The organism is Haladaptatus sp. DYF46 (assembly GCF_021083305.1).
Taxonomy (GTDB): domain Archaea; phylum Halobacteriota; class Halobacteria; order Halobacteriales; family Haladaptataceae; genus Haladaptatus.
Genome location: NZ_JAJFAY010000014.1, coordinates 1 through 23,510 on the forward strand (window position 1 = coordinate 1; position 23,510 = coordinate 23,510).

The 23,510-nt window shown below is 58.4% G+C and carries 21 protein-coding genes; 12 read left to right on the plus strand and 9 right to left on the minus strand.

What is annotated here, in order from left to right; all coding sequences use genetic code 11:
• Window positions 1–163 precede the first annotated feature (163 nt).
• The 3 genes from LJF34_RS27935 (at window position 164) to LJF34_RS27945 (ending at window position 3,198) form a co-directional block, all read left to right on the plus strand.
• Window positions 164–406 carry a hypothetical protein gene (locus LJF34_RS27935; RefSeq protein WP_231189974.1) on the plus strand — a complete coding sequence of 81 codons (243 nt, stop codon included), beginning with the start codon at window positions 164–166 and terminating at the stop codon, window positions 404–406.
• Between the two features lie 99 nt (window positions 407–505).
• Window positions 506–1,963: a metallopeptidase TldD-related protein gene (locus LJF34_RS27940; protein WP_231189977.1), complete on the plus strand. Its 1,458-nt coding sequence runs from the start codon at window positions 506–508 to the stop codon at window positions 1,961–1,963.
• Window positions 1,964–2,142: 179 nt separating this feature from the next.
• Entirely contained in the window at window positions 2,143–3,198 is a 1,056-nt protein-coding gene (locus tag LJF34_RS27945) for a succinylglutamate desuccinylase/aspartoacylase family protein (RefSeq protein WP_231189980.1), read from the plus strand.
• 65 nt (window positions 3,199–3,263) lie between these two features.
• On the opposite strand, the gene LJF34_RS27950 is transcribed toward LJF34_RS27945, so the two are convergent.
• From LJF34_RS27950 to LJF34_RS27970, 5 genes are all read right to left on the minus strand, one after another.
• Window positions 3,264–4,364, minus strand: a complete 1,101-nt coding sequence (locus tag LJF34_RS27950) for an ABC transporter ATP-binding protein (RefSeq protein ID WP_231189983.1) — start codon at window positions 4,362–4,364, stop codon at window positions 3,264–3,266.
• Window position 4,365: 1 nt separating this feature from the next.
• Window positions 4,366–5,403, minus strand: a complete 1,038-nt coding sequence (locus LJF34_RS27955; protein ID WP_231189990.1) for an ABC transporter ATP-binding protein — start codon at window positions 5,401–5,403, stop codon at window positions 4,366–4,368.
• Window positions 5,400–6,380 carry an ABC transporter permease gene (locus LJF34_RS27960; protein ID WP_231189993.1) on the minus strand — a complete coding sequence of 327 codons (981 nt, stop codon included), beginning with the start codon at window positions 6,378–6,380 and terminating at the stop codon, window positions 5,400–5,402. The genes LJF34_RS27955 and LJF34_RS27960 overlap by 4 nt, the downstream gene beginning before the upstream one ends.
• A 4-nt stretch (window positions 6,381–6,384) precedes the next feature.
• Entirely contained in the window at window positions 6,385–7,362 is a 978-nt protein-coding gene (locus tag LJF34_RS27965) for an ABC transporter permease (protein ID WP_231189996.1), read from the minus strand.
• Between the two features lie 64 nt (window positions 7,363–7,426).
• A complete protein-coding gene (locus tag LJF34_RS27970; protein ID WP_231189999.1) occupies window positions 7,427–9,121 on the minus strand; it encodes an ABC transporter substrate-binding protein in 1,695 nt (564 codons plus the stop codon).
• 460 nt (window positions 9,122–9,581) lie between these two features.
• On the opposite strand from LJF34_RS27970, the gene LJF34_RS27975 reads away from it, so the two are divergent.
• The 6 genes from LJF34_RS27975 (at window position 9,582) to LJF34_RS28000 (ending at window position 18,931) form a co-directional block, all read left to right on the plus strand.
• Window positions 9,582–10,658 carry a DUF1616 domain-containing protein gene (locus LJF34_RS27975; protein ID WP_231190002.1) on the plus strand — a complete coding sequence of 359 codons (1,077 nt, stop codon included), beginning with the start codon at window positions 9,582–9,584 and terminating at the stop codon, window positions 10,656–10,658.
• Between the two features lie 9 nt (window positions 10,659–10,667).
• A complete protein-coding gene (locus tag LJF34_RS27980) occupies window positions 10,668–13,691 on the plus strand; it encodes an FtsX-like permease family protein (protein WP_231190005.1) in 3,024 nt (1,007 codons plus the stop codon).
• On the plus strand, window positions 13,684–15,312 hold the full coding sequence (locus LJF34_RS27985; RefSeq protein WP_231190008.1) for a sodium/phosphate symporter: 1,629 nt from the start codon (window positions 13,684–13,686) through the stop codon (window positions 15,310–15,312). The genes LJF34_RS27980 and LJF34_RS27985 overlap by 8 nt, the downstream gene beginning before the upstream one ends.
• A gap of 138 nt (window positions 15,313–15,450) precedes the next feature.
• Window positions 15,451–16,569: a glycosyltransferase gene (locus tag LJF34_RS27990; RefSeq protein ID WP_231190010.1), complete on the plus strand. Its 1,119-nt coding sequence runs from the start codon at window positions 15,451–15,453 to the stop codon at window positions 16,567–16,569.
• 200 nt (window positions 16,570–16,769) lie between these two features.
• Window positions 16,770–17,879 carry a glycosyltransferase family 4 protein gene (locus LJF34_RS27995; protein WP_231190012.1) on the plus strand — a complete coding sequence of 370 codons (1,110 nt, stop codon included), beginning with the start codon at window positions 16,770–16,772 and terminating at the stop codon, window positions 17,877–17,879.
• A 5-nt stretch (window positions 17,880–17,884) separates the two neighbouring features.
• Complete coding sequence (locus tag LJF34_RS28000; RefSeq protein WP_231190015.1) at window positions 17,885–18,931, plus strand: glycosyltransferase family 4 protein; 1,047 nt, start codon at window positions 17,885–17,887, stop codon at window positions 18,929–18,931.
• Between the two features lie 7 nt (window positions 18,932–18,938).
• On the opposite strand, the gene LJF34_RS28005 is transcribed toward LJF34_RS28000, so the two are convergent.
• Window positions 18,939–19,826, minus strand: a complete 888-nt coding sequence (locus tag LJF34_RS28005; protein WP_231190016.1) for a hypothetical protein — start codon at window positions 19,824–19,826, stop codon at window positions 18,939–18,941.
• Window positions 19,827–19,978: 152 nt separating this feature from the next.
• Window positions 19,979–20,785 carry a DUF1801 domain-containing protein gene (locus LJF34_RS28010; RefSeq protein ID WP_231190018.1) on the minus strand — a complete coding sequence of 269 codons (807 nt, stop codon included), beginning with the start codon at window positions 20,783–20,785 and terminating at the stop codon, window positions 19,979–19,981.
• 246 nt (window positions 20,786–21,031) lie between these two features.
• Here LJF34_RS28010 and LJF34_RS28015 point away from each other — a divergent pair, with 246 nt between their 5' ends.
• From LJF34_RS28015 to LJF34_RS28025, 3 genes are read left to right on the plus strand one after another with little or no spacing between them, the layout of a single operon-like run.
• The gene (locus tag LJF34_RS28015; protein ID WP_231190021.1) at window positions 21,032–21,280 is read left to right on the plus strand and encodes a hypothetical protein; all 249 of its coding nucleotides are present in this window, start codon (window positions 21,032–21,034) and stop codon (window positions 21,278–21,280) included.
• Window positions 21,281–21,313: 33 nt separating this feature from the next.
• The gene (locus LJF34_RS28020) at window positions 21,314–21,640 is read left to right on the plus strand and encodes a hypothetical protein (RefSeq protein WP_231190022.1); all 327 of its coding nucleotides are present in this window, start codon (window positions 21,314–21,316) and stop codon (window positions 21,638–21,640) included.
• Window positions 21,618–21,851: a hypothetical protein gene (locus LJF34_RS28025; protein ID WP_231190024.1), complete on the plus strand. Its 234-nt coding sequence runs from the start codon at window positions 21,618–21,620 to the stop codon at window positions 21,849–21,851. Before LJF34_RS28020 ends, LJF34_RS28025 begins: the two co-directional genes overlap by 23 nt.
• A gap of 149 nt (window positions 21,852–22,000) precedes the next feature.
• Here the strand turns inward: LJF34_RS28025 and LJF34_RS28030 are convergent, their stop codons facing one another.
• Together LJF34_RS28030 and LJF34_RS28035 are read right to left on the minus strand one after the other, a co-directional pair.
• A complete protein-coding gene (locus LJF34_RS28030; protein WP_231190026.1) occupies window positions 22,001–22,486 on the minus strand; it encodes a putative phosphothreonine lyase domain-containg protein in 486 nt (161 codons plus the stop codon).
• Between the two features lie 258 nt (window positions 22,487–22,744).
• Complete coding sequence (locus tag LJF34_RS28035) at window positions 22,745–23,476, minus strand: FkbM family methyltransferase (RefSeq protein WP_231190028.1); 732 nt, start codon at window positions 23,474–23,476, stop codon at window positions 22,745–22,747.
• Window positions 23,477–23,510 lie beyond the last annotated feature (34 nt).

Genomic DNA, 23,510 nt, shown 5'->3' on the forward strand with positions numbered 1-23,510 from the left:
TCCGTTCGTTCTCCCAAGTTTCTTCTAAATCCGCGTCTAAGCCTTCTTCGAGCAGGTTTGCGAGCATCTCTAGGCAAGTTACTCAACAACCTGCTCATTCCTCAAGCTGGCCCAACTAGACAGTGCCCGAAGGTTAATACTGTCGCTCCTGATACGTAAAGCCATGCCAGACTTTCGACTGCGACGGAACGGATGGGCAACGGTCGGTCTCGGGTTCTCCGTGGCATTCGCCGTCTTCGTATTTGTCTACTTCTCGTATGCGGGGACCCCGTTACGTGGCGCGTTAGTTGGACTCCTTGTTTTGTTGGCTGGTGGATGGGAATACCGACGGAAACTGCAGGATACCGTTGTCGCCGAGTCCTACGAGGCGGAAGCAGAGGCACAGCAACGCAAGAATCGCCAGTAGTCGGGTGGTCTTCATCTTCGATGCACTCATGCGTTCGAACGATGACAACCCCGGCCGACCTTCGGTGGTTTCATACCGTATTGATTGGTATCCTTTCGCATGACTAAGAGCGGCGACCCGATAGCGGCGATGGAATGGCTGCTCACCCGCTTTGAGGATGACGACGACGTTGCGTACGCTGAGGTGGGTGCCGTCTCGCAGACGAAAACGGACATCGTCGTGACCGAAGAAGGTCCGCGAGACGAACTCGTGTTCGACGAGGCAGGTGTCTGGTGTCGCGTCTTCGCCAATGGCGCTGCCGACTATCGATACACGACGAATTTGAACGAGGAAACGTTAGCCGATGTAGCGGATAGAGCTGTCCGCGGCGGCAAGTTTTTAGCACAAGCCGACCCCGCTCGATTCGACCAGCTCACCACCCACAGAGCCGTCCACGATGGATGGGCATCGGAGCGAATCGACGAGGTACCGCTAGAGACGAAACGGTCGACCATCGAAGCCAGTCTCACGGCGGCATCTGATCTCGATCTCGAACGACAGTGGGTTAACTACGCCGACACGCACGTTGTGGAGACCGCGGGGACGACGACAGGGAGCACCATTCGAACGACATTGGACCGCGCGAGCGTGGAGTTCACCTTCGCAGTCCGAGACGGGCCGACGATTCGGCGCCATGCCGGGTCAACTCGAGGCGCGGCATTCCTCGACGAACTCCCGGACGTGTTCGAGTCCGCAGCCGCCGACGCTCGGACGTTGACGAGAGCAGCAACGACCAACGAACCGACTGGTGAGGCGACCGTCGTTCTAAGCCCGCAGGCAGCCGGGCAGTTGTTCGCGTTCATGTCGCGATATCTCGAAGCGGACATGATCGAGATGGGGTTAAGTCCGTACAACATCGGCGATGAACTCGGTCCCGAATCGCTGTCGATAGAGGATACCGTTCACGCCGGCTCGTGGGCCGCTCGCGGCTATGACGCCGAACTCCGACCGACGACACCGGTGCAACTAGTCGAGAACGGAACGGTGACGAGATACCTCTACAACATCGCAACCGGTGCCGAAGCAGACGAGTCGCCCGCTGGGAACGCCGTCCACAGTCTCGGATTTGGACAGCCACCGCGGATCCATGCCCGCCATCTAGAGGTCGAACCCGGCGATACCAGCCGGGCGGCCCTCCAGAACGGGGCCGACGTACTCGTCGAGCGATTCGACGAGCCGTGGCTTCGCGATGAGTTTGAACGCGTCCAGCGGTCAGGCGTCATGCCCGCGAGTACCCTCTACGCGAGGGATATCGACCGCAAGGTCGATGACCGGCCGGACCGAGGCTGTGCCGAGTTCCGCATCGCGGAGGGCTACGGACTTCAGAACGGCGAACGCGCTGGCCGCACCGAAGGTCTATCGCTAACGTACGATCCATCGACACTCCTCAACGTGACCGCCATTGGATGTACCCGAGGAACCGTCACGGGTGTCGACGAGAAACACAAATCACAGATTCCGTACGCGGTGACCGCGCCCGGTATTCGCCTCCGAGCAACGCTTCGAACGCAAGAATGATCAGCTAAATTTCGAAGGAATACTATAGAGCGGCAGAGAACTTGTCTCGCTATGCAACAGCATATCGATCACGGAGAACAAATTACTCCTGTCACAACGAACCAGTTACTTGATTCACATATCGGATCTCAACATGTGACAGAAACACTAGCGTACACGGATAGTCGCCGGAAAGACCCATGAAGGTTGGAACTGCAGAGTCGGAACCGGGTAAAGTTTCTACAGGCTATCTGTCCGTCACCGATTTACCGACGGGGCAGTCCGAACGGATTCCCGTCGTCATCGTCGAAGGTGATGAATCAGGGCCGACGGTGTGGGTGACCGGAACGATTCACGGTGACGAACCGACCGGAATGGAGGCGATACACGAGTTCGTGGCCCGAATTCGGGACGAGTCGCTCCGGGGAACCGTCGTCTGTATACCGGTGATGAACCCGTCCGGACTTCGGACGAACGCTCGGACCTCCTACTACCACGGTGACGACCCCAACCGGTACTTCGGCATCGAACGCGGAGACGGCGAGACACCGCCGAGCGTTCAGCAGTTGATCTGCGAGCGACTGTACGCAGAGATCAGTACGAGCGCAGATGTCGTCATCTCACTTCATACGTCGTGGGTCGCAACGTACCCGTACACGATTCTACCACGAGTGAGCTATGGAAGCAATCGAGAGAAAGCCGACACCGTCGAATTACGCGACCGTATCATCGAACTTACCGACGCGTTCGGCCTCCCTGCAATCAACCAGTTCAGTCACGAGGAGACCGAGCGACGGTCGCTCGAGCACACGTTGACCGGGGCGGCCGTCGCGGACGGAATTCCGGCGTTCACGCCGGAACTCGGCGGTCGGTTCGTCGTGGAACAGGACATCTGCGAGGCAGCCGTCGTCGGGTTGTACAACGTGCTCCACGCCTTCGGAATGGTCACCGAACCGGCGTCGTCCTCGATGGAGTTTGAACTGCCAGCCGAAACCGATCTCAAACGGCTCGTCCACCCACACGCGGACACCGCTGGACTCGTTCACTATAATGTACAGGAGGGAGAATGGGTCCAGTCGGGACAGGTAGTTGCGGCTATCGTCACGCCTCACGGGGGGACAAAGACCCGAGTGAACACAGATCACTCGGGGTATGTTCTCAGCCGGTACGAGGGCATCGCAGTATACGAAAACGATCCACTCCTCGACATGGCCGTACCGGACGACGAACCGCTGCTACGAGAGTATCGAGGGTAATCCGGTTATAGCGAGGACCGGCGAGTTCGGGGCCGGTACTCGGCGAGCGAATCGAGGTGATCCGTTCAGTCGTCCGCCGATGCCGACTCGGCGTCGTCGCTCACGGCGACTTCGCCCTCTCGACGTTCACCCGCTAACTCCTCGTAGGGGTCGTATCCCTCCGCACTCTCGTATAGGTGACAGGCGATGTCCTGCTCTCCGTCGATATCGGCTTTCTGTTCCAATGGCGGAGTGACTTTGTCACAGACGTCACCAATATACTTCGGACAGCGAGCCTTGAACCGACAGCCGGTCGGAATGTCGATGACGTCGCCCACTTCTCCCTGCAGTTCGACTCGCTCACGTCCCACGCCTGGGTCGGGAACGGGAACCGCGTTGATGAGCGCCTGCGTGTAGGGATGCTGGGGATTCTCGATCACCTGGTCTGTCGGCCCTTTTTCGACAATTTTGCCCATGTACATGATAGCGAGGCGGTCACACATATGCCGGAGCAACGAGAGGTCGTGACTGATGTAGACGACCGAAAGTCCGAACTCGTCGGTCATCCGGTCCAGCAGCGACAGAACCCCGGCTCGGAGACTAACGTCAAGCATCGACACCGGTTCGTCAGCGACGATAAAATCGGGGTCAAGCACGAGGGCACGCGCAATGGCGACGCGTTGGCGCTGTCCTCCGGATAGCTCGTGGGGGTACTGATCGTAGTACTGCTCGGCCGGGAGGAGTTCTGCGAATTCCAGCGCGCGCTGGACGCGTGCAGTCTCGTTGCGGATGTCGTGGATGCGGAGCGGTTCGGCAACGGTATCGTACACAGTCATCCGGGGATTCAGGCTCTCGAACGGGTCCTGAAAGATCATTTGGGCGTTCTGCCGAAACTCTTGGATTTCTTCGTCGCTGGCCTTTGAAAGCTCTTTGTCGTTATAGACGATGTCGCCAGCGGTCGGCTCGTGCAGCTTTACTAGGGACATCCCTGTCGTGGTCTTGCCGCAGCCGGACTCACCCGCTAATCCAAGCGTTTCGCCCTCGTGGAGGTCGAAACTGACGCCGTCGACGGCGTGAACGTATTCCGGTTCTCCACCGGAGACCGACTGCATCAGGCTTGCTATCCACCCCTGATCGACTTTGAAGTGTTTCTTGAGGTCGTCGACTTCGAGGAGCACGTCGCTCATTTTAGTCACCTCCGACGTCTTGGGCTGCAGCAGTCTGGTTCCACGTTCGTGCGTCGTCGGCGTACGGCCGTAGTTCCGCGTCGATCTCGTCGACATAGTGGCAATACGACCGCAGGCTGCCGATGTGCTGTGCTTCAGGTTCCTCTTTGCGGCACCGATCGGTTGCCATTGGACATCGTTCGGCGAATCGACAGCCTTGGGGCGGGTCCACCAATTCGGGTGGATACCCCGATATGGACAATAGGTCTTGGTCCGACATCCGGATATTCGGGAACGCCCGCTTCAGGCCGATCGTGTAGGGGTGATACGGGTGATCGAATATCTCTTCGACAGATCCCTCTTCGGCTACTTTTCCAGCGTACATCACGAGGACACGGTCGCACGTCTCGGCAACGACGCTCACGTCGTGGGTGATGACCAGCATCGAGGAGTTGATCTCCTGTTGGATCGTGTTGATGCGTTTGAGGATCTGATCCTGCATGATGACATCCAGTGCTGTGGTCGGCTCATCGGCTAACATCAGTGACGGTTCGAGCACGAGTGCCATCGCAATCATGGCACGCTGGCGCATCCCGCCGGAGAACTGGTGGGGATAATCGTCTGCACGATCCGGGTCCAGTCCCACGAGTTCGAACATCTCCGTCACCATCTCGTCGGCCTCGACGCGGCCCGTGCCCGGTCGATGAGTTTCGACCGCTTCGACGATCTGCTCGCGGATGGTGTACACCGGGTCCAACGAGTTCATCGCCGACTGAGCGATCATCGATATCTCTTCCCACTTGAGACGGCGGCGTTGGGCTCCCGTCATGTCGGTGAGGTCGTCGCCCTTAAACTCGATACTGCCATTGTTGACGTATCCCGCGTCGGGGAGAATGCCGATTATCGCTTTCGCGAGCGTGGTCTTACCGCATCCCGACTCGCCGACGATACCGAGATTCTCTCCCTCTTCGAGTTCGAACGATACGCCGTCGACTGCCTGTGCGGGTCCGTCTTCCGTTTCGTAGTAGACTTCTAGGTCGTTGACTTCTAATAGGGTCATTGTAGTTTGGGATTGGTTATCTCTTCGTAGCCGCGGCCGATGAGGAAGCCGCTAATCACGAGTAGCCCGATACAGATTCCCGGCGGTACGAACCACCACCACGCACCGAACTGGAGTGCTGAGTATGCCCGTGATGCTTGGAGCATCGTCCCCCACGAGACGGTGTTCGGATCGCCGAGACCGATGAACGAGACACCCGCCTCGGCCAAGATTGCCCATGCGATGCCGAACGAACCGTATAGGAACGTGAGCGGTAGAACGTTCGGGGCGAGATGTCGACTGATGATGTGCCAGTCGCTTGCACCGGCAACCTCCGCAGCCTTCACGAACGGGCGCTCACGGAGTGAGAGTGATTGGGACCGAATAACCCGAGCGGTCGAACGCCACTGGAGGATAATCAACGCGAAGATGATGTTCCAGAGGTTCGGCCCGAGCACTGCGACGAGGACGATGACGGTCGGCAACAACGGCATTCCGTACAGGAAATCGACGAGCCGCATGAGCGCATCGTCGACTTTCCCGCCGTAGTACCCGGCGATAAGACCGACGAGCGTCCCGATGCCGGCGGTAAATACCGCTGCGATGAGCCCAACCATCAGTGCCGCCCGCGTTCCGTACACGAGTTGGCTGAAGATGTCGAACCCTTCCGCGGTCGTCCCGAGGAGGTAGGAATTATCAGCACCTAAGAGCGATGGTTTTGCCCACTTTTGGATGATTATCCCGGCGTCACTCTGATACTGGCGCTGAAGGGGTTGATAGGTCGCGATGTACGGCGCAAAGATAGCAACGAGGACGAACCCTGCCACGACTATCAGCGAGAGTTTGACCGAGAGTTCACTCGTTAGTTTTCCCCAGTGGTCGCGAAGCGTTCCGCGCCAGAGATTGGCTGTTCGTCGCCACTTATTGATCTCCTGATCGGACGATCTGTCGTCGAGGTCGGTGAATATCGACTGACTGGTTTGTTCTTCTTGTGCCATTGTTTTAATCGTAGGTTACTCGCGGGTCGAGATATCCGTACGCCAAATCGGCGATGAAGTTCAGCGTGATGATGGTTGCAGCAAGAACTATGAACGTCCCCTGTGCAACGGGGAAGTCCCGCCGAAGCACTGCTCGCACCATCTCACGACCGAGACCGGGCCACGCGAATACTGTCTCGATGAGGACACTTCCGCCGACAGCGTATCCAAGGGCGATGGCCGCCGCGGTGACAATAGGCAACAGCGCGTTCCGTGCGGCGTGTCTGAACATTACTGTCCGCTCTTTCAGCCCTTTTGCGCGGCAGACGTCGATAAAGTCCTCCGAAAGGACTTCGAGCATACTGGAACGCATGATCAGCAGCGGATAGCCCATGAAATAGAACCCCAGCACCAGCGCCGGAGCGAGGAGGTGATGCAGGAAATCTACGGAGAATACCATCTGCCAGAATCCTGTGCTTTGCGATCCCAGACTGGTCATACCACTCATTGGGATGACGTTAAGGCCTGCACCGAAGATCCACAGGACGATAAGTCCAACGTAGAATGTGGGAACGCTCCGTGCGGTCAGTGCGACGATGACTGTATTTTTCTCAAATCGCGAGCCACGGTACCATCCCGATAGGATGCCGAGCGTAATGCCGATCGCGTACGCCGAGATGAACGCCGTTAGCATGAGTATGAGCGTGTTTGGTAGGTATGTCGCGATGACGTCTGTGACTGGTCGTTTCGAGTGGAACGATTGACCGAAGTTTAGCTGTAGCAGATTCTCAAGGAACTTGATATACTGAACATGCAGTGGGTCATTGAGACCGTAGCTTTCGATTATTTTTTGACGCGCTTCCTGTGTCATTTGCGAGGAAACCACATACGATGTTGGGTCACCTGGCATGAGTCGAAACAGGCCAAAGAGCACTGTTGCGACTGCCCAGAGGGTTACGACGAGTTGGAGCGTGCGTCTGATAACAAAACTTGCTTTTCCCATGATTTGTGTTATATTTTCTCAGTTGATTTATGTGAAATACCGAACGGAAGTCGGGTCCCCCAGCTTAGTTGCCGCTCGGTGCCTGAAGCATGTCCTTATCATTCCACGTGTAACCGGCCTCCTTGAGTCGGCTTCGAGCAGCTTTTTTGCTCTCTTTGTACTTAGTCACATCATCGGTGTGGAGTTTTCCGAACGCCGACGAGACGACGTTGCTGCCGGGGTCCGGGAAGCCAAACAGAATCTGTTTGACAATGGGTGTTCGCGGAATGGATTCGACGAGCGCCTTGCGCAACTGTACATCGTCGAGACCCTGTTCACGCTCGTTCGGTGTAAACATCCAAAACGTCGGTGCGGTTTGGAACTTCGTACCGATACTTTTGTGATCTTGGTTCTGGTCGAGACTGCGGTCGATGCGGCCGAACGGCTCGTAATTGAGGTCGCCGTTTTTGAGGTTCTCCCACACCGTCGACGCTTCGGGGATGACGCGCCAGAACCGTTTTTTGAAGGAGACAGGAGCGAAGTGTTCGTCGAACTTCTTCATTCCGAACTCACTGCCCTTTTCCCAGTAGTCGAACATCATGGGACCGCTACCGACCGGTTTTTGAATGTTTGCTTGACTCGGGTTCTTCCTGTCGGCCCATTTGTGCTCGGGGATGATGGGGATGAGGTTCGCGACCGCAAGGTTGAACGGCCCCAGCGGTTTGGACATCTTGATTCGAACCGTCGACTCGTCGACGGCTTCGGCGCTTTTGAGGTACTCCACCTGCGTCGAGTACAGGGGCACCTTGTTCTCAATAATGTAGTTGTACGTAAACGCGACGTCCTTGGCGGTGAGGTCCTTGCCGTCGTGCCAGGAGTGGTCAGTGCGGATCGTGTACTCCATTGTGGTTTCATCGACCCGCTTCCAGTTCGTAGCAAGGCTGACCTTCGGGTCTGGTTCGGCCTTGTTGTTGAGCTGAACCAGGAAGTCGTACATCATGTTGAACTGATAGACGTGCTTGCTCTCGTCGTTGTGACCGAGCACGTTCATCGTCGAGAGTGTCTCTGGCCAGTAGCCCTTGAGGGTGTTCTCGCCGCCTTTCATCTCCAGATTTATCATCGTCCAATAGGAGTTAAACCCATTTGCGAGGTCGGCTTGCCAGTTGCCTACCTGGTTTTTGTTGTAGATGGCCGCTTGTGGCATTTGCGTAATCGGCATCATCGGCACGTCGTCCATCACCTTCTTTTGTATCTTATGGGCGAGATCGACTCGCTTGTCGGCGTTCGGTTCGGCTAGGTAATCCTCCATTTGTTTGTCGAGATTGGGATTCTTGTACCCGGAGTAATTACCCTTCCCTGGGCCGGTGTTATTAGAGTTGAATAAGTTGTTCAATTCTGTTACTGGTTCTGAAACGAAGAACGTGTGCCACGTTGCGAAACTGTAATTGTACTCCTGGGAGACGCGGCTGAACAAGGTACCCCATTCGAGCACGTCGACATTCATGTCGAGTCCGAGATCGCTGAACTGCTTTGCGATGAGATTTATCGCGTCATGTCTCGGCGGGTTGTAGCTCTGGGCGTTATTAACGTACGTGTAGGTCGAGAGTCCCTTGCCCGATTTTGCATTGCCCGAGCCGCCGGATTGATTTCCGTCACCGTTTCCGTTATCATTAGAACCGCCACCAGAACACCCTGCTAAAGCCGTCATCCCCGCGACACCACTTGCGGTCGCCGCTTTTAGAAATTTCCGTCGCTTGATCTGATTGTCATTCTCTACCATAAACAACACTAAACCAAACCCACCATAAAAATCTTTCTTCATATTTAAAACACGAACGATAGAGAACGCGATTGCGTTTTGTGTATATCTAATGATGGATTTGATATATATTTAACGGTCCCATTGATATTTCATACCTTGAACTCCTCGGAAATCAGAGGGAAGTTATGAAACGAGTTGCAGGAAGGTCCGCGGAGGCATTCCATCCGTATCGGGCTCATGTCGTTTCAGACCCCACTGAAGTACTTCAGAGCGCTATGTCCGACCCAACTTATTATAGAAGATAATTTTCGAATATCATCTGTAGGTGAATTCTCCCAGCCTCAATTCTCTGAAATCGATTCAAATGCATACTCGGTATGGTATGGTATGTCCGCCGCGAACTCGGGTTTTCTAGATGGGTATAGAAAACCCCACCCATCGGGGCATTTTTATTATGGCAAGGTTTACAGGGAAACGAATGGTCCGTGATGTTGACCTCCAGCTTCTTCTCCCTCGGTCAGTACGAACTCTTCCCGCAGATTTGACTGCAATCTGTCTCCTCGTCTTCCTCACACTTGCTGTCGTTTTGATACCCGGTCTCAATGAAACACCGATCCGTGCCTTTGTCGGGCTCGTATTCGTCCTCTTCCCACCTGGGTATGCATTCATCGCTGCGCTGTTCCCAGAGGACATACCTGCCGAATTGCCATCGAATGAATCGACACCCGACACCGAAGACTCACGGCTCCCACGCCCGGGTACCGGAATCGATGGCCTCGAGCGAGTCGCACTGTCGTTCGGGACGAGTATCGCTATCGTCCCGCTCATCGGATTGATACTCAACTTCACACCGTGGGGGATTCGACTCGTTCCCGTCCTGCTGAGCCTCAGCGCGTTCACGTTGTGTATGACCGCTGTTGGGGCGGTCCGACGGAACGACCTTCCCGAAGAGGAACGGTTCTCCGTCCCCTACCGGAGTTGGTTCGGGCGTGCACGTGGCGAACTATTCGAACCGGACACGCGGGCGGATGCCGTGTTGAACGTCGTCCTCGTCCTGTGCATCCTCCTCGCCACGGCGAGCGTTACCTACGCCGTCGTGATTCCGAAACAGGGCGAGTCGTTCACGGAGTTCTATCTACTGACCGAAAACAAACAGCAGAAGCTGGTCGCGGACGACTATCCGACGAACTTCACGTACGACCAGAGCAAGCCGGTCGTCGTCGGCATCGGAAATCACGAAGGCCACCGCGAGAACTACTCCGTCGTCGTGCTGTTACAGGACGTGACAGCACAAAACAACTCGACGGTCGTCACCGAGCAGCGTCAGCTACGGCGATTCGACACCGGCGTCGAGTCGAACGGAACGTGGCGGACGACACACAGAATCAGGCCGAAGATGACGGGCGACCGACTCCGGGTGGTGTATCTCCTGTACAAGGACGGTGTGCCCGCGAATCCGGCCGTGAACAACGCCTATCGCGAGATACACCTCTGGATCAATGTGACTGCGGGGAATGGGACCACATCCTCGAAACGAGCCGCGCCGTCTCCATGAGGTGATCCAGTGGGGTATCGACGCGCGCTGTTGACGCGATGGTCGCGCCGCGACAAACTGGCGGTCCTCGTCATCGCGGTGACGCTCGCCTTTCTCACGGGAACGACCCTCGTCGTCGCCGCGGTGAGTACGCAGACGACGACGATAGCACAGGAGTACGGCACGGACGGAACGGCCGCTCACTATGATTCCGTCGCTCGCGCGCACGAAGCGGCGGGTGCGGACGCGCTCGTGGTTCCGACGGCGACGGTGACGCTCCCGAACGGGGAAACGCGATACGTCGTCGGCATCTCGAAGCAACAGGCGACCACGTTCGAAACCGACTCGGGGGTGTCGTTGCCGCCGCCACCATCGACGGGAGTGACGAGCGGAACGAGGAAAACGGCGGGAAAACGGCGACTCGTCGGAAATCGCCGACCCCTCACCGTCGCCGTCACGCCAAGACCGGCTTCTCACCGGCTGATTCCACCCGACTGGTACGTCACGCAGCCGAAGACGGTCACGAAACTCGGCGCGTCCGGGGCGTACGTCATCACGCCGGCACCGTCCGAGGTCGGTTCGGACGCGGGGACGACGATTCCGTCCCACGGGGTCACGCTCCGCTCTGCGCTGGCGTTTTTCGTCACGGGAACGCGACAACTGCTCTCGCTCCTCATACTGACCGCGGCGGGTGGCACCGTCCTCGTCGGCGTGACCGTCTACAGCGTGACCAAGATGACCGTCCGGGACCGACGCCGGTCGATTCGCGTCCTCCGCTCGACGGGTTGTCGCCAGCGAACCGTTCTCTCGTTGTTCGCGCTGCGTGCCGCCCTGCTCACGGGGATCGGCATCGGCGCGGGATACGCGCTCGGCGTCATCATTCCGAGCGTTGCGGTCAACGCGGCCGTTTCGCTCGGGCTTCCGACGTCGCTGTCGGTACACGTCACTCCATCGGTTCTTACGGTGTTAGGACCGCTGTACGTCGGGACGATACTCGTCGCGCTCCTCGCGGGGGCGGCCGCCGTGTGGCCGACCGTCCGTCCACCGCCGGCGCACGTCACGGGTGTGTTCGAACCGAATCGACCGGGGAGTTCCTCGACGAGCGGACTTCGAGGGTTCTTCACGTTGCGACTGCTGGACTGGCGTGCGCTCGCGCCGAGCACGGCGACCCTGACCGTATTTGTTACCGTGGTCCTCCTCATGGCGTCGATTGGGGGCGTCATGGCGCCGCTCATGAGCGCGGAGGGAACGACGATTACGGAATCGGGGGCACCGCACCCCCTGGCGAGTGACGTTCCTCGGGAATACGCCGATGCGCTTCGCTCGCAGGGGGTGCCGGCGAGCGCGGAGATACTCCTCTTCACCGTCCGCGACGGTCACCCCGTGGTCGTTCGTGCGGCGAACTACTCCGCGTACACGACCGTCTCGGACGTCACTATCGAGGAGGGCCGTCGTCCCCGTGCAGTCGATGAAGCCGTCATCGGGGTCGGCCTCGCACGGACGCTGGATGTCGAGGTGGGGGACAGAATCACGCTCGGCGGAAGCACGAACCCCGGCATCGCGATGGTTCGCGTCGTCGGCACCTATTCGGCTCCCGGCGTGGAAGACGACCAACTTCTCGTTTCGCTTCCGGTCGGACGCCACCTCCTCGGAAAGACCGGGACGACCGTCCAAATGATACGGACGGCACGGGAGTTCCAAGCCGGTTCTTCCTCGTCGACGGTGGAAGTCATCAACCTCTCCGCTCCCGGCCGTGTGAACTCGAATTCGAGCGTTCCGGTACGGATACGGCTTCGAAACTTCGCTTCCGAGAAAGGGACACGGGACGTCTCGGTCGCGCTCGGCAACACGTCAAAATCCATCTCTCCGACCCTCGAACCGAATTCACAGCGGTCGATTACCGTTCGATTGCCCGCGCCGCCGCCCGGACGGACGACGCTTCGCGTTGGCGGGTTCACGAGGTCGATTCTCGTCGCCTCTCCGGATTCGATCCGAGTCAGTGGTATTCCGAAGGAAGCGCCGCCGAACAGCGCTCCGAAGGTTTCCGTTTCGACGGTGGACGGGACGCCGGTGGCGAACGCGACGATTCGGCTGTCGAACACCACGATTCGAACCGACTCCGACGGGACGGCGCGGCTTCCGCTCACTGCGACCGGCACCTATACCGTTCGAACGACGGCGCGAAATCGAACCGTCACGCGGACGGTGAACGTTTCCCGAACGGCACGGCGGACGCTGACCGGCGAGGTTCGAATTCGCCCCGAAAATCCGAGTATTCTCTCCCAAACCGAGGCTCGCGTGCGTTTGTCGAACCCGTGGAACGAGACGCTCACCCGTCGGATTCGCTTGACCGGCGACGTCGCATCGAGGGAACGAACGGTTTCCGTTCCGCCCGGTGAAACGAAGACGGTGGATTTTCCCATCGGTGAGCAATCGCCCGGTTCCTACTCGGTTCGGGTGACGTCGAACGGGAGTCGACTGGCATCGAGTTCGTATTTGGTTCGCGGAGACGAGCGACTCATCGCGGCGTATTCGAACGGCGGGCAGTCCGCCGGCGGAACGGGAATCGGTGGTGCGATACAGAGTGCGTTCGGGAACCTCCAACTCCTGCTCGCCGTCCTCCTCCTGCTCGCGGCCGTCATGACCGTCGGAAGCACGACGGCGGTCTTCGCACAGGCCGTTCAGGCGCGTCGACGGGTCATCGGCGTCTATCGGGCGACGGGTGTCCCGCCGACCCGTTTGCTTCGACTCATCGCCATGGACGCGCTCACCATCGGCTGTGTCGCCGTGGGCGGAGCGTTGCTCCTCGGGATTGCCGTCATCGTTTCCCTCGCACGGCTGGATTATCTCGTCGTCTTCGGGGTTCGCATCTCGCCGACCCTCACGCCGAGTATCGCGTTCGGTACCGTCGTCGGCGGGGTCGCGATAATCCTCATGAGTGCGTGTCTCGTCGCCGGAGCGTTCCTGCTTCGTTCACCTGCAGAATTAGTTAGTAATATGGGCGTGTCGAACGAAAGTAGCATGGTAATGGAAGGGCGTGGTGTCGATGACTGAGCGTCGTTCGTATGTACTCGTAGCCGTCGCCGTCCTCCTCGTCGGGTTCGCGACGCGCACGATTCCGCTCTACTGGAGTCCGCTCCCGTTCAACCTCGACGGGTTTCACTTCGCTGCGCTCGCCCGCGATGCGTTGAAATCCGGACACCTCCCGGTGAAACGCGGCTTCCAACCGGACGAGTACTCGTTTACGGTTCTGCTCGCGACGACGAGTCGACTCACGGGGGTTTCCCCGCTCTACATCGCACAGTTTCTCACGGCGAGCGTCGGCGCTATCACGTGTCTCTTCGTGGTCCTCGTGACGCGAGGCGTCGGGCGACGACTCGGATGGTCCGTCTCGAACGTTCGAGCGGCGATGACGGTGGCCGGACTCGTGGTCGCCACGGAGGGAATCTTTCTCGGTCGCTCGGCGGCGGTGAGCAGCGAGGGAGTGGGCCACGTGTTCGTCGTCATGAGCGTCTTCGCGTTCGCGTATGCGCTGTGGACGAACCGCCCATCGTGGTTCGTCCTCACCGGAATCATATTCGTGGCGTTTCCGCTCACGCACAACCTCAGCACGATAATCGGCTTTTTGACCTGCGTCTCGTTGCTGACCCTGTACCTCGGTACGTCGAGGAGCAGGTCGAGCGTGGTCGCGGGTGTTCTCATCGTCGGATTCTGCGCCTACTCCGTCCTCTACTACGCCGTCACGGGGATGGAAGCCACGCGGATTTCCTCCGCTCCGGGACTGTTCGTCGCGTGGATAATCGTCCTCGTCCTGCTCACCCGCTGGCTTCCGACGACCAACCCCCGGTTGCAGTACGGCGTCCCCTCCGTCGTCCTGCTGGGCGGTGCGGGTCTAGTCGTGGGGAACCACTTCGTTCCGATATTCCCCGGAACCGCTTCGAGCGAGATTATCACGATGCTCTTCATCCTCCCCATCGCCGCTATCGGCATCGTCGCCGCCCGAGGGGTCCCCATCCCCATCGAGGGTGGCGTCGAAGGCTACGCCACGTTGGCGATGCTCCTCGGTTCGTTGACCCTCATCGGATTCGCGCTGACCGGCGGACTGACCGTGGAGTATCAAGCCCTCGCGGTCCGGGGCCACACGTACGTTCACCTTTCGTTTCCCATCCTCGCCGGACTGGGGGTGGTCGCACTCGGCGCGAAGAGCGACACGGACCGCCTCAAAACGGCGGTCATCGTTTTCGTCATCGTCTGCTCGCTCGTCAGCGCACCGCTCGCGTTCAGCGGATTGCGGGCCACCTCGGCACAACCGTTGGTGACGCAACCGCAACTGGAGAGCGCCGCGTTCGCGTCCACACACGCCGACGGGTGGACGAGCGACGGTCACATGACGAGGCTGTCTTCGAGGTACTACACGGAGCGAACCGGAAGCAACGTGTCCGAACGAGGCGTTTACGAGTGGCTCAGGGGGAGCGGTGCGGAACCGCGCTGTCCCGTCGTCGCTCGGCGGTCGTGGACGACGGTCGGCGTGCAATTGTTCCCGGCGACGCCGGGCCACGTCACTCCCGCCGCGTACGACCGATTCACCGCCCGGCGAAACGTGGTGTACTCGGTGGGGGGCGGTTCCGAGCAAATCGTCCTTTCCGTCCCCGAAGCGGGACGCGCCCACTGTTGACGCTACTCCGCGACGGACGGTTCGATGAATTCGTCGCCCCTCGGCGTCGGAGGCAGTCAACAGCGATAGGGGTGCTGTTATTATCGCCCCTCTCGACGTGAAGTATAACCGGGCGGGGGGAGTAGAGGACTGTACAAGATGACACGGGTCGGGATCTATCTCGGGACGACGAGGGACGATACGGAGAACGTCGAGAAACTCCTGCTTTCGTGGGGGAAGTATCTCTCGTCGCGGTTCGACGTGGAGGCGTTCGGAAGCGCCCCTCTCCCCGATTCCGCAACGCAGTACTACACTCATATACGAACACCGGAAGACACCTCCCCGTCGGTTTCCGATTCGATTCCGTTTCCGACGGTGTTCTCGAAAATCGCGACGGTACACCGCCAGTGTACGGAGTATGTCCGGCAGCGGTCGCCCGACGTGTTGATCCAACTGTGGTGTTTCAACAGCCACGCCGCGGGCGTCGCCAGCGCCGGACGCCGCTGTGGGGTTCCGACCATTACCCGTTACTCCGGTTCGACGTTCGACGCGTACAAGTTCCACAGTGGCGCGGAGCGGGTGGGCGTCTTCGCGCTGAACAACGTCCTGAACGGGTTCGTCGTGTCGCGCCTCTCCGACAAAACCATCACCCTCGGTCCGAACGGCAGGGACGCCGTGAATCGCCGCGGCGTGAACGAGGAGGATATCGTGATGCTCCCGCCGACGCTCGACAGCGAAGGCCGGTTTCACTCCGTCGCGGACGACGAACCGATTCGACGGCGGCTCGGACTCTCCACGGATCGGAAAATCGCACTCTACGTCGGGCGGCTCTCGAAGCTCAAGGGGATGCCGTTCCTCGAAGACGTCATCTCCTCCCTGCAAGATCGGGCCGACTATCAGTTCGTCGTCATCGGGGAGGGGCCGTATCGGGAGACGCTGACCGAGGAGTTCGACGAACGGACGGTGATCGCTCCGGGGCACGTTCCGTACGAGGGGATAGACCAGTACTACAAGGCTGCCGACCTCTACGTCCATCCGTCCCCGAAGGAAGGGGTTCCGCTCGTCATCCTCGAAGCGATGGAATGTGGCGTTCCGGTCGTCGCTCGACGTGCCGGTGACGTCGAGTTCGTCACCAACAACGTCGTCACCACCGCCGCGGAGATGGTTTCGGTCATCGAGAACGAGACGTGGGACGAGGAGTGGCTCAACGAGCGCTACTTCCGACCGCAGTTCCAGAAGAACCGGCTGCGGGAGGTCATCTCCGACGTAATCGGCTGAATCCGTTCGGCGGTGACGTGAGAGTGGATATTCGTCAGCAACGGCGTTTTCCTCCCGTCGAATCTCGCTCGACGCCTCGTGGTCGCTCGCCGATGCCGGAACCGGTCGGTCGATTCCAATCACTGTATTGCGAAAAAAGGATTAATACGCATTCGAACGTCAATGAAGATAGAACCTATATGGGTACCGTACTGAACGTAATGGGACCAGTCAGTCCGAATAATATCCCGGCGACGGCCGAGCGCATTTCGTCGTACTTTCCCGAACAAACGGTCGTCAGTGCGATTTTCAACTCGTACAACGAACCGGTCGCGTCGCAGTTTCGAGAGAACGGCATCGAACCGATGTTCGTCGGCGACGCGATGGGTGTCGGACAGGCAAAATTTCTGCTCGATTCGCTCCTGTCTCGCCGGTCCTACGACTTGATACACGTCTTCGGTGGAATCGTACATACGCCCGTCCCGCAGTTGTTGAGTTCGATATCGGGAACGCCGGTCGTAACCCGGTTCAACGGTTACAACAACCCGTCGGAGAAGTTCCCGCTGGTATCGGCTAAACTGATCGAAAACGAACTCCTGAAACGCAGCGACGCGATGGTGTTCAACTCTTACTACCAGATGTTCGACATACTTCGGGAACACGGGCGAAACCCCGGTCGGAGACATCACGTCATCTCCCCAGGCATCAATGAATCCGGTTTCGCTCCGGCGTCAGACGAGGAGGTCGATACCCTTCGGGAGTCACTGGGAATCCCGTCCGACGCGTTCGTCATCGGCACCTGTCAAACGCCCCGTCCGGTGAAACAGCCACAGAAGGCGCTCGACATAGTTTCAGAACTGACTCCCCTCGACGGTCGGGACGTCCACTTAGTGTTCGTCGGGGATAGCGAGCACCTCCCGAAGTACAAACGATACGGCGACGATATCGGGGTGACGGAACACGTCCACTGGGTCGGGAAACAACCGAACTCGGAGTTGTCGCTGTGGTACTCCCTGTTCGACGTGACGTTCCTCACGTCGTCGGCCGAAAGCTTCGGGATGTGTATCTCGGAATCGTACCTCTGTGAGACGCCGTGCGTCGCGTTCCTGGTCGGTGGAATGGCGGACCAAATTCAACATGGGGAGACGGGGTGGTTGGTTCGCCCCGACGATACGGAGCGAATGACGGACCGAATAGCTGACCTCCTGACGGACGACCGGCGACGGCGGACCTTCGGCGAAGACGGTCGTGAGTACATCTTGGACAACTTTACCCTCTCCGAAGCGTCGTCTCAGTACCGCTCGATGACCGATTCCCTGATCACACCCTGAGATCCATGAGACGAATCTTCTACCCGTACACCATCGGGTCCGACAGTCCGATTCCGAACCTCTTCGAGAACATCGGCGAACACGTCGCGAACGACGGGTACGAAATAACCATACTGTCGAACAGACGAACGGGTATCCTGAATCACTCGAACATTCGGGAACGATACGCCGGAACTCCCGGGTCGGCGCTGCGCCGTCTTCGGTATCTCGGGTCGTGCCTCGGACGCCACGACCTCATCCACACCGGCGGGTTGGCACATTACACCATCAGTCGGATTTCGCACGCCCGGAATCGCTCGTTGCGCCACTTACACACCTTTCGTGTCGACGTCGACACGCCGACGTTCCCGACGGAGCAAAAGCGGAAACTGCTCGAATACGCCGACCGCGTGTCGGCGGTGAGCGAGCACACGGCGGGAACCGTGAGGGAGGCGTACGATGTCGATGTGGAGGTCATCTACAACGGGGTGGACACCGACGTGTTCCATCCGAACCATCCCGCGCCGGGCCACGGTCTGTCGGGTCCCGACGGGAAACCGACGTTCATGTTCGTCGGGAACTTCGTGGAGCGAAAGCGACCCGAACACATCGTCGAGGTCGCCCGACAGGTGGACGACGCCCAGTTCGTCATGTTCGGCGACGGGGCGTTGTTCGATTCGGTCCGGCAGTCCGCCGACGGATTGGACAACGTGACGCTGGCCGGACGAGTCGACAAATCGAAACTCCCCGCCGTGTACGCCAACTGTACCGGGCTTCTGTTTCCCTCGCTCCGGGAGGGATGCCCGAACGTCGTGATGGAGGCGATGGCGTCCGGCATCCCCGTCGTCGGGTACGACGCGACATCCATGCCCGAACTCGTGACGCACGGGGAGACCGGTTGGTTGGCCGACCCCGACGACATCGATGGGCTCGTCGACGGCGTGCGCTTCGTGATGGAGAACGAACCCGACGAATTCGCGCGAAAAACCAGACGGTACATCGAGGAGAATCATCGATTCGACCGCATCGCCGAGCAGTATCTCGACCTCTACGACGAGATGCTGGAACGCTGAAACGCTCCTATCGGTAGCCGAGGTCTCGGAGCCTATTCTCGACCGTTTCCGTCGCGGTGACGTCGGTCGTTCCGTCGGCAATTATCTCCCTCCGCCGGTCGAATGACAGTTCGAGCCAGGGGACTTCCACTAATTCCGGAAGGTAGTACCCTCGTGGATGACCGTAGACGCCCATCCGTCCGAAGGAGTTCCCGTGGTCGGCCGTCACGACGACTTTCCCGTCTATCGATTTCAGCAGTCGTTCGAGGTGGGGAACCGTCAGTTCGAGGTTTTCGACGTAGGCCCGCCAGACGTCGTCGTGGGATACATCTCCACTCTCCAATAACTCCCAGACGGACGCGAAATCCCGTTCGTCCGCCAACACGCCACCACCCGTGATGGTTCCGTGTTCTATCCCCCGACCGTGCTCGCCGATGAACGGATAATGCGGTTGCAGGAAGTGGCTGATGATACGTTTGTTCGGATACGATTCGTGCGCTTCGAGCGTCGCCTCGACCATCGCCTCCGGCGGTACCGTGCGCAACTCGTCGTCCCATCCGTCGTCCCACACGTGCACTACCGCGTGAAAGTTTTCCTCCAGTTCGTGCGCCCGCAGTTGCGGCGTCGCGCTCACGTACACGGTATCCGGCAGCGTTCGACCGCTGAAGTTCTCCTCCAGAAATTCGCTGGTGTGTGACCCTCGGGAGACCGCTTTCGAAAGCTCACCCTCGAACGGAACGTGTCGCTCGAAGATATCGTATCGACAGGCGTCCAGCAGGACGAGCGTGTCCCAGTCGCTGTCTACGACGTCGATACCGTGACGTCCGCGGACGTTTCGCTGAAAGTGCTTGTAGAGTTCCAACGCTATCAGTCGAGGGTTCGAAACTCCGGCTTTGAGCGATGCCAATCGCGACACGATACTCGGTTCATGGGTTAAAAAAATAAATCATTCGGTCGTAATAAGGGGCGTTATCCGTTCCGGATGTACTGGAATTCGACGACTGTGCTTCGATGAATAAATGGTTGGAATCGTCACCGCCGTACGCCAGACGAGAAGCGAGGGTTTTCTCACCAACCCATTCCAGGATCGTCGGCGGCTTGCCGGACCCAGGAAGCGACCTGCTCCTCGTCCAGCGTGTCCGTCTCCTTCACGTCTAGGGCCTGTCTGTTCGGACCCGTTCCACTGGGGGGCGTCGGTTCGAGGTACGACTCGCACACGAACGACAGTTTCACGTGTTTCGTGAACGCACTGAACGACGCGAACCAGCCGCTATCCTCGACGCCATAGAACGGCTGGTGATACTTCACCGCACGGCGCACATCGGTAATTTCGTCGTGAATGATCTCGTCGAATCGCGTCGCCACTTCGCGTTTCCACCCCGGCAGCGCTGCGATGTACGCCTTCACCGCTGCCGTTCCATCGGCAGAATCGTTCCTTCGCGCCGCCTGGTACCGTTTCTGGCGTTCTTCCCATTCTTCCTGCGTTGGAGCTCGGTCCGGCAGTTCGATCTCCCCGAAGTCTTCGTCCACGATGGTGTCGTCCCCTTCCCGACCCGATATCGCGGTCACGACGACGATCGGGTCTGGGTCTTCGGGTCCAGAAAACAGGTCGAAGTCCAGCCGTAACGTCCCTCCTCTCCAGTGGCGAGCGAAGCCCACCCAACCGTCGGGGTGGTCGTCCCGGATGTCTTGCTCTATCCGGAACAAACCTATCAGGGCTGGAATGGCGTCGGCACCCCACTGAAGCCCTCTATCCGGATCCGTGAACTGAACTTCCTCGTCGTGGTCCGTTTGGTAGTACGGTGCTCTGATCGCTCGGTTCGCCATCACGAGTTCGTTGACCCGCTGGACCGTCGGTGGGTCGGACGCGTTCATACTTGCTTCTATATGCTGCCTCGGAGTATCAGTATTTGCGCGAAGTGTGGAAATCGACCAATCCTCACCGGTCGGCCGTGCAAGATGTGCGCTCGTTCGATCGTCGTCACCCCACACTATCGACGATACCAGGTACAATTCGCCAGTGTGGCACTTCGAGTATTACCTTCGCCATCAAAGAGATGACAACCCGAACAGTGCTCGATTCTAGGTGGACTTATCTTCTCAGAAAAGCAAGACGAGAGCATGGGCGGGATCGAACTTCGTGACGGTACTCTTGTTGTCGATCGAAATCCCAATGATCTCGATGAGCTTGCAATCACGTTCTCCGCGATTCTTGACGACCTTGCCATCAACCATGTCTTCATCAGTGGCTACGTCGCAATCTTAGCTGGACGATCTAGAGCGACGGAAGACATCGATATTCTCCTTGAACAACGTGAAGAACAGACGATTGAACAACTAGCCACGCGCCTGCAAACGGAGGATTTCTAGGGTCCAGCGATGCCGTTAGACTCGATGTCGGAGATGCTGACCGAAGGCGACAATATCTGGGTGGCACGAGATGGCGAAATGATTCCACATTTGGAGGTCAAATTCGTGGATGACGAGTACGATCGTGCCTCCCTCAAAAATAGGATTACCGCGGAAATCACGACCGTCGACACGACGCTCCCCATCGATCCTCTTGAGATTCAAATCGCCTACAAACTCTATCTGAGTGCGCAGAAAGATTTCGAGGATGCGGTCCATCTGTATTCGATGTTCGGGGAAACCCTTAGCACCCCAGAACACCAAGAGTGGGTCACGAAACTCGGTGTGGAGGACGAGTATGAGCAACTCAAATGGGCGTGATGCACTCGATGCGAAACACGAACGCAATCGTGAGCAACGCATCACCGGCATCAAACGCTGGGTAGAATACATCCGTACGCATTCACCGGACGACTGGGGAGAACAACAGAACCGTCTGATCAATTCTCAGCTTGAATCCGCTCGCCAGTCGGACATCGACGCTGAACAGCGTCGCCGTATCGAGGACGCCGGTCGCGACTTCTCAAAGTGACCAGAATGAATTCGTTGCTGATTATGCGCTCTCTTTTTGGAACGCCGTTTATAACAGAAACGAGCCTGTTCGACAAACCGCTGCAAGCTTCAGGACGCAAGTCGGTCAGACGGTCCCAAACGGTTGCTGACGCGGTTCCTCGCTGGATTCTATTCGATGTATCTAGCTGGGGCCGAGAGGCCAAATTCGTCGGCTGTTCCCGCATCGATTCTCTTTGCGGTGTAGATATCCGGTTTGTAGTATAGTTCGTGTGTAACGTCGTGTTCATCTCGGAGGTGTTCCCGGACGCGGGTGACATCGTGACGCTCGAAATAGTTGGGTGTATAGACCGTGAGAATGTACTCGTCGTACATCGGCAGTTCCTCGTATCCGAATGCGGTCATGGCTTTCACCGCCCAAATGATGCCCGCCTCTGCGTCGGAGAGCAGTTCGGGCCACAACCGTTCGATACGATCCGCCGACCCCGTGACTTGCCACTTGCCGATCGTTTTGTTCTGTTCGAGCGCCTCGCGGTCGATTTCGCGAACGGTCTCGCTGTCCGCTGGTGGTAGATGGTCGAACTCAACGTCTTCAGGGCGTGTCACAGCGTGTTCGGAGAAATAGTCATCACCTCCGATTTTCGGTGAGTCACTCACATCTCGACTACGGAGCCAATACGGGTCTGTGTCGGTGATTTCGAGCGGGGACTGCATGGTCAACTTCGTCTCAACGTCGAGCGGGTGTAACCAACAATGCTTGCCATACGGGGTGAAAGTAAAACAGTAAAGTCCGTTAGAATATCTCTCGGCAGAGTTCGGGAGAGCTGACGGTTACAACTTCTCTATCGGCGCGCTGTTGGGTCCATACTCGTACGGGTAAACGGATTCACACCACGCTCCCCCGGGCGACGAACGTCATTCCGCCAAAACGAGGTAGTCGCCGTCGGACGGCAGCTCGACGTCTGAGAGGGGTGACCAAACGTCGCTTTTCGTTCGATGGTCCGTGGCCACCCGAAGTTCGTACCCCACTTCGCGGAGGAGTTCGAAAACCGCCGCCGCCGAGGTTCCCCGGTCGCGGAGATACGTCGGATGAATCTCGACGAAGAGTTCCGGGTGAACGTCGTCCAACGTCGCCCGCATTCCCTCCAGCGCTTCGTACTCGCTACCTTCGATATCTATCTTCACGATGTCCGGGGCATCGTGTCCGAGGCGGTAGTCGTCGATACAGATTGTATCGTCGTCGGACTCGGACGCGACGTACGCGTTGGTGAGGGTGATATCCGGGAGGTCAGATTCGTGTGTCTGCTGCAGAAGTGCGAACCAGTGTGGGTTCGCATCGAATCCGTGCGTCGAACCGGGCGAGGTGACGAGACAGCTAAACTTCGTGAAATATCCCCATCGACTGCCGATGTCGTAGTAAGTTGGATCATCGAGGGACGACAACCGATCTTTCAGTTCGCGCTCGAACACCGGTTCGTACTCGCCGGTAGATTCGTACTTCTCGACAAAGGAGGTTCCCTCGGGAACGACCAGTCGATACTCCCCGGCGCAGTTCCGTATCTCGACCGTCGTTTGGGTCGTGCGATACCGTTTCAGTTTCCAGAACATATCCTCGAGAACGTTCCCTCGAACCCGTTCCACTGGCATATGATTACGGACACCGTCATTAGTGATAAAAACC